The sequence below is a fragment of the bacterium genome (genome assembly GCA_035295165.1).
GTDB lineage: Bacteria > Sysuimicrobiota > Sysuimicrobiia > Sysuimicrobiales > Segetimicrobiaceae > JAJPIA01.
Genome location: DATGJN010000062.1, coordinates 19133 through 32290 on the forward strand (window position 1 = coordinate 19133; position 13158 = coordinate 32290).

The following is a 13158-nucleotide window of genomic DNA, read 5'->3' on the forward strand; positions in this document are numbered from 1 at the left end:
CGTCCCCTCCCTCTCGTGCGCCTGATGCGCCGGTCTCATTGCAGCAGCGCTTCGCAGTACGGGCTGCGGGAGATTCGCCTCGCCCCGGTGTCGGTCACCGCCACCATGTCCTCCAGGCGGACGCCGCCGCCCCCGGGCACGCCCGGCACCCAGATCAGGGGCTCGAGCGCAAACACCATCCCCGGTTCGAGCACGACCGACGCCGCCCCGGGGATCGCTTCTCCCACGTAGGGCGGCTCGTTCGAGCCGCACCCGATTCCGTGCCCGATGAACAGGCTGAGCAGGCGATCCGCGAGACCGTGCGCGGCGGCGCGCTCGCGGATCGCCGCGGCCACGTCCAAGGTCGTCGCCCCGGGGCGCATCACGTCGATCCCAGCGTGGAGGGCGTCCCACACCGCGCGGTAGACTCGGCGCTGCTCGGCCCCCGGCGCGCCGCAGACGACCGTCCGGCCGATGTCGCCGAAGTACCCGTTCCACATCGCGCCGATGTCGATGAACACCAGATCGCCGTCCCGGATCAGCTTGTCCGTTGCCAGCCGGGTGGGCGGCGCCATGCGTTCGCCGCTCGCGACAAACGGGGTCGTCACATGGGGATACTCGCCCCCGAGGCGATACAGCGTCCGCAGGGCCTCCCCGGCGACCTCGCACTCCCGCACCCCGGCGCCCACGTGGGCGACCGCCGTCGCCGTCACCGCCTCGGCGATGGCGGTCGCTTCCTCGATGATGGCCAGTTCCTCAGTCGTCTTCACGCGGCGCGCCGCCTGCATCGCCGCGTCGCCGTCGACCCAACGGACGCGGGGGCACGTCTCCGCGAGGCCGTCCATGAGCAACTTGCCGGCGAGATCGATCCCGATCGTGCCGGTCCGCAGGCCGTGCCGATTGAGCACGGGGGCGATGATCTCGGTCGCTACGTGGCGCACCAGCCCCGGTTCCTCGACGATCGGGATCGTGTGAAACTCTCCGATCCACGGCATCGTCGCCTCCGCGCGGTCTCGGTCGCCCCCCGAGACGAACAGGATCGCGCGCCCGTCGCGCGTGAACAGCGCGCCGTTCAACACGCCGTTCTTGCCCGCGATGACCTGGGGGCGCAGACTCGTCAGGTATCGGACGTTCTCCTCTTTCCAGACGAGCACGGCGTCGAGCTGGGCGTCGGCCAGCGCGCGACGCGCGTGCCCCGTGCGTCCCGAGTGCAGCCGGGCAATGTCGACGCGGGTCTCATAATCGGCGATGCCCGCGCCGCGCGACCACGTCTCCTCCCGCGCCCGGCGGGTGCCCTCCTCAGCGGCCATGGCACGTCCCCGCCGCTCCGACGATCGCCGTGCGCCTGCGCGGCACCCGCGCCCGGACCACCGCGCCCCACGCATGCGTTCGTCTATCGGCGCGCGGCGTCATGCGTCGTACACTTCCGGGTTGACCACGTTCGGCGGGCGCTCGCCGCGCAGGAACGCAGAGATGTTGTCGACGACGACCCCGGCGATGACCTCCCGGGTGTCCCGCTCGGCGCTGCCGACGTGCGGCAGGAGCACCACATTCGTCAGCTCCAGCAGGCCGGACGAGACGCGCGGCTCGTGCTCGTAGACGTCCAGGCCGGCCCCGGCGATCCACCCTTCCCGAAGCGCCGTGACGAGCGCCGCCTCATCGACCAACGGGCCCCGGGACGTATTCACCAGGTACGCCGTGGGCTTCATCGACCGGAGTTCACGGGCGCCGATCAGGTGGTGTGTCTGCGGCGTCTGCGTCGCGTGTACCGATACAAAATCGGCGTCGCGCAGCAGGTCCGGAAGCGATGTCCACTCGACGCCGAGTTCTCGCTCCTCGGCGGGGGACAACCGCGTCCGCTTCATGTACAGGATCCGCATGCCGAAGCCTCGGGCGCGGCGCGCCACGGCGCGCCCGATCTCGCCGAGACCGACGATCCCGAGCGTCTTCCCGTGCACCGCCCCGCCGACGAGAACCTGGGACTGCCCCCCGGGAAAGATCCCGGACCGTACCAGCCGGTCCGCCTCGACGACGCGACGCGCCACCGCCAGCACGAGGGCCATCGCCACGTCGGCGGTGGCCTCCGTGACCAGCGGCGGAATCGCCGTCACCGGGATCCGTCGCGCGGTGGCCGCGGCCACATCGACGTTCGCGGGAGTAATCGCCATCGACGCGACGAGCCTGAGCCCCGGGCCGTTGGCCAGCACGCGGGCGTCGATCTTGTCGTGGAGCAAGCAGAACAGCACGTCGCTGTCGCGGACACCCGCGGAGAGCTCGTCGGGCGTAGGTTGGTGCAGCGGGTCCTCGTTCAGGGCGACGTCGGCCACCTCCCGAAGTCGCCGCAGCGCCGCTTCCGGGATCGGCTGCGTTAGGTAGACGCGTGGACGCGTCATCGGCCGCCGCCTGCAAGCGCGCGCTCATTGTCCGGCATGGGCACCCTCCCCGGGCCGACGACCCGACCCGGATGGACGCGGCCCTACGTGAACGTGGACGTCGAACGTCCCCACGACCCACCTCATCGTTGTGGCGTTCCCGGACGCCGCCGCGGCCTGCAGGTCGGCGCCGTTCGCGGCCATCCCGCTCCTCCGCCCCCGCGCGACGACCGGAGCGCGCGGGACTCCGCGTCCTCAGGTCACGGCGTCGCCGCCCGCTGCGCGATCACGGAGAGCAACTCGAACAGCACGTTCGCGGCCAGCATCGCGGTGATGCCCGCATGGTCGTACGCGGGCGCCACTTCGACGACGTCGAAGGCGGCAATGTCGAGGCCGCTCAGGCCGCGCAGGAGCTCGAGCGCCTGCGCACTCGAGAAGCCGCCCACCTCGGGCGTGCCGGTTCCGGGAGCGAACGCCGGGTCCACCGAGTCGATATCGAACGACACGTACACCTTCCGCCCCTTAAGCCGGCGCACCGCCTCGAGGGCGGGCTCGACCCCACGGCGGTGGATTTCCTCCGCCCGGAACACCGTCACCCCATGCGTCTGTCCGAACGCAAAGTCCTCCGGCCCGTACACCGGCCCCCGGATCCCGATCTGCACGGTCGCCTTGGTGTCGTACAGGCCCTCCTCCTGGGCCCGCCGGAACGGGGTGCCGTGGAAGTAGCGATTGCCGAAATATTCGTCCCACATGTCCTGGTGGCTGTCGAAGTGCACGAACGCCACGGGTCCGTGCACCCGGGCGACGGCCCGCATGATCGCCAGCGAGATCGAGTGATCTCCACCGACGCACGCCGGCACGGCCCCGGCGCCCAGCATCTCGCCCACCGCCGCCTCAATGCGCCCGTACGTATCGAGGATGTCCATCGGATTCACGTCCACATCGCCGCAGTCCGCGACCCGCAGCCGCTCAAACGGCGACACCCGCAACACCGGATGGTACGGGCGGATCAGCGCGGAGTGGACGCGAATCTCCCGCGGGCCGAACCGCGCACCCGAACGATAGCTCGTCCCGCCGTCGAACGGAATCCCCAGAATGCCGACGTTCAACCCGTGCGGGTCCCGGATGTGCGGCAACCGCATGAAGGTCGCGAGTTGCGAGAATCGCGGAGAGCGAAACGCGTTTGGGGGCTCGAAGTGGCTGGTCACTGTCTTGGGCTCCTCACATCGAGATCGCGGGCGGCTTCGCCGAAGCACCTCGACCGCTGGTGTGACCGCGAGACGCGCCGTCGGATCGCCCCGGACGCTCGTTCCCGCGCGCCGGAATCCCTCGGCGCGAGTGAGGCTACGGTTTGCCGTGCCCCGGGAAAACCCTCTCGCGCCCGACCCGCGTCAACTGGGCCCGCGCCCGATGGTGACACGCGCGCCTACGGGCCCGCATCGGCCGGAATGAGCGGGAGGAGGAGATAGGAAGCGTAGGCGCCGCCGGTGTGGAGCGTGATGCGTCCGCCGAACGTTTCGGCCGGACGGTCTTCGGCGTCGTTGTGGAGGAACGGACCGGAGCCGCGAAGGGGATTCGCGAACGTCGGCATATCGAGGCTCGGCCCGGGTCGCTCGAAATCCTTGCCAAGAATCGTCAACGCGATCCGGTGCCCCGGGGGCACCACGAGGCTCGTCGGCCAGATCTCCACGTTGAGCTCGTAGGTCTCGCCGGGCACCAGTGGCTCGGCGCGATCGTGGCGGTGATACGGCCGCCACTCGGTGGAGAGGCGAGGATCGAGCCGACGGTGGGATCCGCGCAGCCACCCGTTCCCGATCGGCGTGTGAGGATCAAGCGCGCCCTGGAAGTCGACTTCGCGACCGTCGGGCGCGAACACGCGCAACACCACGAACAGATCCGCATCGGTCGTCGTGGAGGATGCGAACACCGTGAGGGCCGCGGGCCCGGTGATTTCGGTCTCCTGGTCGAGGGGCGCGGTGGCGAAGGTGACGCCCTCCCCCAACGCTCCGTACGCGATCGCGGCGGCCTCGGACCGGGCGCGCGTGGACAGCGCCATCGCCGCCGCGTCGAGATAGAACCGCGTCCATTGGGTGCGCGGAATCGGCCAGTCCGCCTCCGTGCGGGGAACGAAGCGGTCAACGTGCCGGACCTGCAGGAGCACCCGGGGCTGACGCTCCCAGCCGTTGTCCACGCCCTTGAGGTAGTGATCGAAGAATCGCTTTTGCAGCGCCAGGCCGTAGTCCGTGTAGAAGTGGGTCCAGTGCTCGAGGCCGTGAACTTCCAGCCACTTGTCCGTGGACGCGGCCCGCATGAACCCTTCGAAGTTCCCACGAGGATGCAGGCCCTGTCCGCCCCAGTTCGCCGCTGAGAGGAACGGGACCGTGACGCGCGACCACACCGGAGACCGGTCCTGATAGTACCGGTCGTCGAGCGGATGGGAGAGAAACGCGCGGCGCAGGTCCGCGCGATTCGCGGCCAGGTCGTCGTCGCCCAACGTCTCCGGACCGGCGACCGGTTGCCCGGTGTTCGGATCTCGCGGTCCGCGGTCGCCCACGCCGTGTTGCACGGTGATCACCTGCTTCCGCATCCAGTTGGGCCAGAACACGCTCGCGATGCCACCGTGGCGGGCCATGTCACGATACCAGTCGGCGGCCCCTTCCCACGGGCACATCGCCGCCAGGTGCGGGGGGCGCAGGGACGCGACGTGCCACTGGTTGATGGCAAAGTAGGAGACGCCGAGCAACCCGACTTTGCCGCTACTCCAGGGCGCTTCCCCCGCCCACTCGATGCAGAGAAAGAAGTCGTGCGTTTCCCGGAGCGAGAACGGATCCAGGAATCCCGGCGACCGTCCGGCGCCGCGCGAGTCGACGCGAACGCAGACGTACCCGTCGGGTACCCACTTTTCGGGGTCGGCGACTTCCCAGTTCTGATACCGCCCGGTGGATCCACGAAGGACCTCGGAGTGCTCCGCGCTGAGGCGTTGCCACTGAAACGGGTAGCCCACCGGAAACGGCAGGCCCTTGGCGTAGGGGCCGTGGGACAAGATCACGGGGTAGCGGCCGAGCGCGGCCGGACGGAACACGTCGGCCCGCAGCACGAGGCCGTCGTCCATCCGGATGCCGCGATCCCACTCGACGACCATGCCGCCGACTTCGTCGACTCGCCACGGTTGCAGTCCGTGCGGTGACCCCGTGCGCACGCCCATCCCCTCGCGCCGGCGTTCGTCCCCTCAGCGTGGACAGTTGTGTAAGGACCGGGCGCTCCCCTGCTCCGCGTCGCAGCGACGCGCGGTCAGGCGGCGCCGCCGTGGTCGGCGCGGGGACGGAGATTCGCGCCGCGGCCGCGAATAGGAGCGCACGTATGCAACGCCTCTGCGTGTTCTGCGCGTCCAGCCCCGGACACAACGAGCGATACCGCGTTGCGGCGCGAGCGCTCGGTCGGCTCCTCGCGGCGCGCCGGATCGGTCTCGTCTACGGCGGCGCGTGCGTCGGCCTGATGGGCGAGCTCGCGGACGCGGCCCTCGAGGCCGGCGGAGACGTGATCGGCGTCATCCCGCGGGCGCTCGTGGATCAGGAGATCGCGCACCCCGGCGTCAGGGACCTGCGAATCGTGACCTCGATGCACGAGCGTAAGGCGACGATGGCCGGCCTCGCCGACGGCTTCGTCGCGTTGCCGGGCGGCTCGGGCACGCTCGATGAGTTCTTCGAGATGTGGACGTGGGGACAACTCGGCCTGCACCGGAAGCCGACGGGGCTCCTGGACGTGGATGGCTTCTACCGGCCGCTCACCGCACTGATCGAGCGCATGGTGCGGGAAGGCTTTCTGAGCGAACGCCACCGGGACGCGTTGATCGTGGAGACCGAGCCGGAGCGCCTGGTCGAGCGCTTCCGCGAGTATGTCGCGCCGCCGCCGAAATGGACCCCGGCGGCGTCCGACCGGGGCACCCCCGGCCCCGCAGCGGGGTGAGCGACCTCAGTTCGCGGCGACCGCGGCGGACTGCCACGCCACCGGGGCCACCTCAGGGTAATCGCGCAACGCCCCCTCGAGCACGGCCTTCGCCCGCTCGAGCCCCTGCGAGGTGGCGGCCTCGGCGCGGATGACCAGCGCCGGTTGGGTGTTACTCGCCCGGACGAGCCCCCACCCGTCCGGAAACAGCACGCGCGCGCCGTCGACCTCGATCACCTCGTAGCGTCCGCGCAGCCCGCGCGTGAGTGCGGCCACGATCTCGAACTTCCGCTCGTCGGGACAGGCGACCCGAATCTCCGGGGTGGTGTGATACCCGGGGATCTCCGCGGTCAGCGACGACAGCGCCCGCTCCGTACGCGAGAGCATTCGCAGCAACCGGCCCGCCGCGTACAGCGCGTCGTCGTACCCGTCGTGTTCGTCGGCGAAGAACATGTGCCCCGACATCTCGCCGGCGAACAGGGCGCCGACTTCGCGCATCCGCGCCTTGACGAGCGAATGGCCGGTCCGCGTGAACTCGGGACGTCCGCCGAGGCGGCGGATCTCGTCGATCAACGCCTGGGAGCACTTGACCTCGACCAGCGCGACGACGCCCGGGTGCGCCGCGAGCACTTCGCGCCAGAACAGCGCCATCAGGAGGTCTCCCCACACGATCTCCCCGCGATCGTCCACGGCGCCGAGCCGGTCGCCGTCGCCGTCGAAGCCGATCCCCAGATCGGCGTCCACGCGGCGGACCTCCGCCGAAAGCGCCGCGAGGTTGCGGGGGTCGGCCGGATCGGGATCGTGGTGCGGGAACCGCGGATCGAGTCCGCAGTGAAGGGTGACGACGTCGCATCCCCACCCGAGCAAAATGTCCGGGGCGAACAAGCCGGCGGTGCCGTTGCCGCAGTCCACGGCCACGCGCAGCCGGCGCGGCCCGAGCACGATCTTCTCCCGCAGCCCTGCGACATAGGCGTCGCGCACGTCCTCCAGGCGGACGCGGCCGGCGCCGCTCGCGAACGTGCCGCGCTCCGCGACGTCGCGGACTTCCAGGACCTGCTCCCCGTGCAGCGTGCCGGCGCCGTGGGCGAGCTTGAACCCGTTGAACAGCGGGGGGTTGTGGCTGGCGGTGACCATCACGCCGGCGTCGGCGCCGACATAGGGCATCGCGAAGTACATCATCGGCGTCAGGCACAGCCCGATGGCGGTCACATCACAGCCGGCCGCGGTCAACCCGTGCACCATCGCCGCGTAGAGGGCCGGCGAGGTCGTGCGGCCGTCGTGCCCGACGACCACCCGGACGTCGCCGCCCTGCCGCCGGACGTACGTCCCGAATGCGCGACCGATCCGCACCGCGTCTGCGGCGTCGAAGTCACGGCCGACGACACCGCGAACGTCGCACTCGCGAAAGATGCGCGGGTTCACGGAAACGGGTTAGGACCCGCCGGTGGCCGGGGAGAGCGTGGGGCCCGCGAGCACCAACGCCGCGAGCCGGTCCAGGTCCGCGTGGCCGGACACTTCGTACACGGAGACCCGCTCGCACACCGCGCGCAGAATCGCCTGTTGGACCGCGGCGTCCGGCGGCGTCGCATCGTACACGCCGACACCCTTCATCGTCGGCACGAGCGCGCCCACGCGCTCATCGGGCGAGAGGGTGTGCACGCTCCAGCCGCGGCTGCTTGGGCTCCACCGGAGCAGGAAGACGGCGCGCAGCCAGCCGCGCAGCTGCACGGTCCCCGGCCCGTAGATGGCCTCCACGTCCACGTCGTGCTTGTGCTCGAGGGTCCACAGCTGCTCCGGCGGGAGCGGCTGGTAGCGCACCCGCTCCGCCGCGGGCAGCAGACGGGTGAGCCGGGGAATGCGGAGCAGGGTTCCAGGATTCACGCGCGGCTGCTTGGGCACCCCCACCATCTCGGCCCCCCCCGGCGTGGACCGGATGAACAGCCGGTCGTTGCTCACGAGGTGCTGGCGCTTCTCGACGAGCATGAGGGCGAGAGTGGACTTCCCCGACCCGGACGACGAGGCGAACGCGATCCCGCCGGTGTCCCCGAGGATCGCCGAGGCGTGCAGCATCACGTACCCGCGCCGGAGCATCGCCTTCGCAAACACCATCATGACGGCGTTGACGGCCTGGTTGAAGTTCGCGTCGAGGTCGCCGACGACATAGTGGACGGAGTCCGTGACGTAGATCACCACGCCCGTTCGCCGTTTGAGCACCACCCGCGCGTCCGGGGCATCGTAGAACGCTTCTTTGATCCGGTCGCTGCGTGCACGTCGGGGCACGTCGACCATCCGGGCCGGGTCGTACACCGGAGATCCCGAGAGGAGGACGATCTCGGGGGCCCCGGCCTCCGCCGCCGCGGCGAGGTACGCGCCGAAGTACCTGCGCAGCCGCTCGTGCACCGCCGGCGCGTTGGTGCGCACGCGCAGGGCCACACCGGCGATGTCGAGCCCGAGGTCCGCGTCAGGCGGATACGCGTGAAGGATCGATGCCAGCTCGCTCATCAGGAGACCGTCCCGTCAGCACCCGAACGACGTGCTCAGCGTAGCGCTGGGCGGCGTCAATACCCTGCGTACGCCACAATCCTCCAAACCCGCCGAACGCGCTCACCTCGTACATGAGGTACCCGGTGGGCCCTTCCACCAGGTCCACGCCGGTAAACGTCAGACCGAACAGGTCCGCGGCACGAACGGCGAGCTGCGCCATCTCGGCGGTCACGACACACGGCTCGTAGTGCCCGCCCGCCGCGGTGGTCGTGAGCCAGACGTCGCGCTCAGCCACCCGATAGTACGCGCCCAGCACCTCCCCGGCCAGGACGATCACGCCGATGTCCCGGCCGGCGTGCGGCACGTACTCCTGGACGTAGAACGGCATTTTCCACTCCCGCTGCCACCGCCGGAGCATGAGCCGGATCGGCCCCTGCGCGCCGAGCATGAGCATGCCGTTGCCCTTCGACGTGAAGAGCGGCTTGACGACCGCACGCCCCCACCGCCGCACCGTGGCGGCCGCGGCGTGCACGCTCTCGGTCACGACCGTCCGCGGAATCGGGATTCCGCCCTGGCTCAAGCGCTCGGTCATCCGATACCGGTCTTGCACGCTCTCGATCGCCGCGGCCGGGCTGAACACGCGCACCCCGCGCGCCTCGAGCTGACTCAGCAGGTGCACGCGGCTCGGCGCCATGGGATCGGTGGTGACGCCGAGCTTCTTCACCACAACCGCGTCGACCCCGCCCAGATCGACGCCGTCGTGCCGGACCGCGCCGTCCGGCAGCTCGACCACGCAATCGGATGCGGCGAACGCGAACGCGTCGCAGCCGCACCGTTCCAGCGCCAGCCGGAGGTGCTCGGTCGACCACGCGCCCGGGATCCCGGCGACCCCGACGCGCAGCGTCACGACCCCTCCACCGCCCGCTGCAGCGCCGCCACTCCCCGGTGGAGCAGCGTCTCGGCGTGGGCCGGATCGGTGATGACCCGGACCGAAGTGATGCACGACCGCGCGAGGCTGAGGAGCAGGCGCCGCTCAAACGCCGCATCCCCATGCTCGACCGCGAACCGTCGGGCGCATCCCTCGACCATCGCGTTCACTGCGGCGACATCCTCGCGGACGGCCGGGGTCAGGTCGGGCCGCCGGTCCATGGACAGCAGGAACACGCTCACGTCCTGGAGGTAATCCCCGAGCCGCGACCGGTGCACGTCGATGAACTTGATCTGGCCTGTGCGCTCGCTGTAGAGTACGTTGTTGGCGTTGAAATCCCCGTGCAGCCACACCGAGAACGCCGGCCCCAGCCTCGGCTCCAACTCCTCCGCGCGGGCCAGCAGATCCGCAAGCCGCACCGGGCCGCCGGGGAGCGGCACGCCATGCTCCACCTGGGGCCGTAACTCCGGATGGAGCGCGAAGGCCTCGGGCAGGCGGCGAAGGATCTGCGCGACGTAGTCCACCGTCGGGGGCGTGGCAGTCAGCGTACTTTGCCAAACCTGCCTCACGGCGTCAAGCACCTGCTGGGTCGCGGCCAGCTTCGCGTCCCGTGGCGCGTCCGACAGATACAACTCCGAGAGCAGCGAGCTGTCCACGAACTCCCGCAACAGCGCCTGGCGGTCTTTCACGGTCACCGAGCCGAGGACGCGCGGGGTCAGGTCACCGGGGATCCGCTCCCAGACCTTGAGCTTTTCCTCCTCTTCCTGGATCTTCCGGCGGGACCCCTCTTTGTACAGCACGTTCCCTTCGGGGCCGGAGATCCGCGCGACCACCGCGCCGCTGATGCCGTCCCAGTACGGCCGGAACTCCCCGTCGGCCTGGATGGCTTCGGGCAGAAGGAGGCCGAGCTGCTGGTACTGGGAAAACTTGAGCCGGCGCCCGGTGAGCAGGAAGATCGCCTGCTCACCGACGTTGAGCACGTAGTCGGCCACCTTCTCAAGGTATTTCATTACGGTCAGGCAGTGCAGCAGATACGGCACCGCGATCGGCTCGGACTGCATGCGCTGGCGCGCCTCTCCGAGAAAGCGGACGTAGTGCGTGTCCAGCTCGGACTCCCGCATGCACGCCCGGCGCGCCAGATCCAGGTCGCGCCGGGCCACCGCTTCCACGACTTCGGTGACGGCGACCACCGCGCACGTCCCGAGTTCGTCGAACCTAAACTCGACGTGGGGAATGCCCTCGCGCACCAGCAACCGCACGCGTTTCGCGATGTGCGTGCCGGCGTCACCGATCCGCTCCAGGTTGAGCGCGATCTTGACCGTCGCGCGGACGGTGCGGAGCCCGTCCGGGGTCAGGCCCCCGGTCGCGGCGAGGGCGAAACAGCGCTCCTCCAGCTCGAGGTTGAGGTTGTCGACGGCGTCGTCGCGCTCGATGATCTCCTCGGCCAGCGTCAGATCGCGGGTGTCATAACAGCGAAGGGCGCGCTCGAGTTGGTCAACAACGAGCCGCCCAAGCTTTGTGACCTCACCCTGCAGACCGGTGAGCAGTGTGTCCTGGGCCACCATGGCCTTCTTGGCTGTGTCCTATCCCGCCGGGGCCGCGCGGCGCATTCCGCGACCCCGGCGGTGGTCATTCGAGATGAACGGGTGTGGGGGGTGAGAGGCGCTATTGGTGCGCCGCGGTACCTGCGGGCTCGCGGCCGCCTTCCTCCCGCGGATCGACGGTGATCTCCAACGCCTCCGCGGCGGACGCATATTCGGGCTTCCACGACAGCTCCAGGGCGATGCTGCCGGCCGCCTTCTCCGGCTTCCCTTCGGCCTCGATCTCAAACGCGAGCATCGCGGTCGGCTCGAGCCGAACGACGCGCTCGCCGGCGGCGAGCCCCACCACGCCGCGCCGCAGACCGTCTGCGATTCTCACGAGGTAGTCCGCCACCTGCGACGCCTCGAGGGTCGCCGAGAACTCGAACTTGTCATTCCGCTCACTGTGCTTCGCCATCTGAGCCTCCTTGGCCGCCGCCGCGCCGGTCACGGCGATGTGGTCACGCTGAGCGGCACGCGCCAGTGCAGGCCGATCTGCATCGACCCCTCGCGTCCGTTTTCCTCCGCACGAATCTCCAGACGAATCACCTGGCCGAGGTGGTACGCGTGCCGGTGCTCGCTGGATCGAATGATCAGCGTCCCGTGCATCAGCCCAAGCGACAGCTGATTGATCAGTTCCGCGGCTTCCGTGCACGGTAGCGCCGTCGTTACCTTGAGCGGTTCTGCCATCCCGTCACGCTCCCCGCTACTCTTCGTACGCTCGCCGCGCCGACGTCGTCAACGCGATTGCTCACCGCACCCGGCTGGCCGCCTCGGAGAGACTCACGACGCTGGACGCCGTGGGGCGCATGTACGTCCCCGCGAGTTCCGCGCGGGCCCGCCGCGCCTTCGCGATCCGCTTATAGGCCGCGCTGATCTGCACCGCGAGCGGTCCGTAGCTCTGGCTCTCCGCTGCGGCGCGGTGCTCGCGGATCGCGGACGTCACGGACGCCTGTGTGATCTCATCGATCGGGAGAAGGGTCGCCTTGATGCCGACCTGCGCCCAGAAGTGCGCATCGCTCCCGGCGACCACCGGCACCCCGTACTCGCGGGCCGCGGCGCGGACGCGATCGTCCGCCGAAAAGTCCTTGCCGTTGAACTCCAGCGCATCGAGCACCGCCAACCGCCGTCCGAGCCTCCACAACTCCTTGCCCGGACGAAACATGTGTGCGCCGATGACGAACGCGCCCACCCGGTGCACGACCGCGACCGCCTCGTCGAACGAGGGCCGGTATCCCGTGGTGGCAGGCTCGGACAGACCCGCGTCGAGAGCCCGAATCTGTTCCACCCGGCCGAGCACGATCAGATCACACCCTTCCCGGATGCTCAGCTCCACCCCGGCCAGCAACCGCATCCCCTGAGGCCCCTCGTAGACGCCGTCCGCGTCCCGGTAGGGGAACTCCCGCCGCAGCGCGCCATGAATGTTCCAGTAGTCGGTCGCGTGGAAGTGCTCCACAAGCGCCACACCGTCGAGCCCGAGCCGCCCTGCTTGTGCCACGAACTGCCATACCGCCCTGGTGGTGAACGGAAATGACTTGGAAAGTTTGGCATGTGTATGCAGGTCGATGCGCTTCACCGTTTAGTCCCTCCACGCGTGCTGCGATTATGCGGCGTCACGTTCAGGAAGTCGCGCTCCGTCCGTCCGCCTTATGCCCGATCGCCACTGTCACAAGACCTCCCCCTCCTGGCCCCAACTCTAGCCCCCCTTGTTTAACCCCGCAAGATGCCATTCAAAACTGGAGGCAAAGAAAACGTTAACGGAAGGTTAACGAAATGGGCGGTAGAGAGCACCGCAGCCCGAGCCGGCAGGATGGGGCGTCGGAGGACTCCCTGAGGAGTGTGCGGGCCGGGCGGCGGCTCGACTAGGAGC

General features: G+C 69.7%; 12 protein-coding genes. 1 reads left to right on the forward strand and 11 read right to left on the reverse strand.

The annotated features are described in order from the left end of the window. Positions 1-35 precede the first annotated feature (35 nt). From VKZ50_09515 to VKZ50_09530, 4 genes are all read right to left on the reverse strand, one after another. Positions 36-1289, reverse strand: coding sequence for a Xaa-Pro peptidase family protein (locus VKZ50_09515; GenBank protein ID HLJ59956.1), 1254 nt, complete (start codon positions 1287-1289; stop codon positions 36-38). 99 nt (positions 1290-1388) lie between these two features. Further along, positions 1389-2372 (reverse strand): D-glycerate dehydrogenase, encoded by a 984-nt coding sequence (locus VKZ50_09520; GenBank protein HLJ59957.1) that lies wholly within the window; start codon positions 2370-2372, stop codon positions 1389-1391. Between the two features lie 239 nt (positions 2373-2611). Then, positions 2612-3559 carry an agmatinase gene (gene speB, locus VKZ50_09525; protein HLJ59958.1) on the reverse strand — a complete coding sequence of 316 codons (948 nt, stop codon included), beginning with the start codon at positions 3557-3559 and terminating at the stop codon, positions 2612-2614. Between the two features lie 218 nt (positions 3560-3777). Beyond that, positions 3778-5550, reverse strand: a complete 1773-nt coding sequence (locus tag VKZ50_09530) for a CocE/NonD family hydrolase (GenBank protein HLJ59959.1) — start codon at positions 5548-5550, stop codon at positions 3778-3780. A gap of 161 nt (positions 5551-5711) precedes the next feature. Between VKZ50_09530 and VKZ50_09535 the strand changes: the two genes are divergently transcribed. Continuing rightward, entirely contained in the window at positions 5712-6317 is a 606-nt protein-coding gene (locus VKZ50_09535) for a TIGR00730 family Rossman fold protein (protein HLJ59960.1), read from the forward strand. Positions 6318-6323: 6 nt separating this feature from the next. Here VKZ50_09535 and VKZ50_09540 read toward each other — a convergent pair whose 3' ends face one another. The 7 genes from VKZ50_09540 to VKZ50_09570 form a co-directional block, all read right to left on the reverse strand. After that, positions 6324-7718: a phosphomannomutase/phosphoglucomutase gene (locus VKZ50_09540; protein ID HLJ59961.1), complete on the reverse strand. Its 1395-nt coding sequence runs from the start codon at positions 7716-7718 to the stop codon at positions 6324-6326. A 9-nt stretch (positions 7719-7727) separates the two neighbouring features. Then, positions 7728-8798 (reverse strand): HprK-related kinase B, encoded by a 1071-nt coding sequence (locus VKZ50_09545; GenBank protein HLJ59962.1) that lies wholly within the window; start codon positions 8796-8798, stop codon positions 7728-7730. Further along, positions 8758-9687 carry an ATP-grasp family protein gene (locus tag VKZ50_09550; GenBank protein HLJ59963.1) on the reverse strand — a complete coding sequence of 310 codons (930 nt, stop codon included), beginning with the start codon at positions 9685-9687 and terminating at the stop codon, positions 8758-8760. Before VKZ50_09550 ends, VKZ50_09545 begins: the two co-directional genes overlap by 41 nt. Further along, positions 9684-11270, reverse strand: coding sequence for a phosphate signaling complex protein PhoU (phoU, locus tag VKZ50_09555; GenBank protein ID HLJ59964.1), 1587 nt, complete (start codon positions 11268-11270; stop codon positions 9684-9686). The genes VKZ50_09550 and phoU overlap by 4 nt, the downstream gene beginning before the upstream one ends. Before the next feature lie 103 nt (positions 11271-11373). Next, the gene (locus VKZ50_09560; protein ID HLJ59965.1) at positions 11374-11706 is read right to left on the reverse strand and encodes an amphi-Trp domain-containing protein; all 333 of its coding nucleotides are present in this window, start codon (positions 11704-11706) and stop codon (positions 11374-11376) included. 29 nt (positions 11707-11735) lie between these two features. Further along, a complete protein-coding gene (locus tag VKZ50_09565) occupies positions 11736-11978 on the reverse strand; it encodes a hypothetical protein (GenBank protein HLJ59966.1) in 243 nt (80 codons plus the stop codon). 61 nt (positions 11979-12039) lie between these two features. Continuing rightward, positions 12040-12864, reverse strand: a complete 825-nt coding sequence (locus VKZ50_09570) for a PHP-associated domain-containing protein (protein HLJ59967.1) — start codon at positions 12862-12864, stop codon at positions 12040-12042. Positions 12865-13158 lie beyond the last annotated feature (294 nt).

What these genes read in the sequence shown, in the direction of transcription:
- VKZ50_09515 (HLJ59956.1), bottom strand. Translation starts at nt 1,289, where the DNA reads ATGGCCGCTGAGGAGGGCACCCGCCGGGCGCGGGAGGAGACGTGGTCG.
- VKZ50_09560 (HLJ59965.1), bottom strand. Translation starts at nt 11,706, where the DNA reads ATGGCGAAGCACAGTGAGCGGAATGACAAGTTCGAGTTCTCGGCGACC.
- VKZ50_09520 (HLJ59957.1), bottom strand. Translation starts at nt 2,372, where the DNA reads ATGACGCGTCCACGCGTCTACCTAACGCAGCCGATCCCGGAAGCGGCG.
- VKZ50_09545 (HLJ59962.1), bottom strand. Translation starts at nt 8,798, where the DNA reads ATGAGCGAGCTGGCATCGATCCTTCACGCGTATCCGCCTGACGCGGAC.
- VKZ50_09535 (HLJ59960.1), top strand. Translation starts at nt 5,712, where the DNA reads ATGCAACGCCTCTGCGTGTTCTGCGCGTCCAGCCCCGGACACAACGAG.
- VKZ50_09565 (HLJ59966.1), bottom strand. Translation starts at nt 11,978, where the DNA reads ATGGCAGAACCGCTCAAGGTAACGACGGCGCTACCGTGCACGGAAGCC.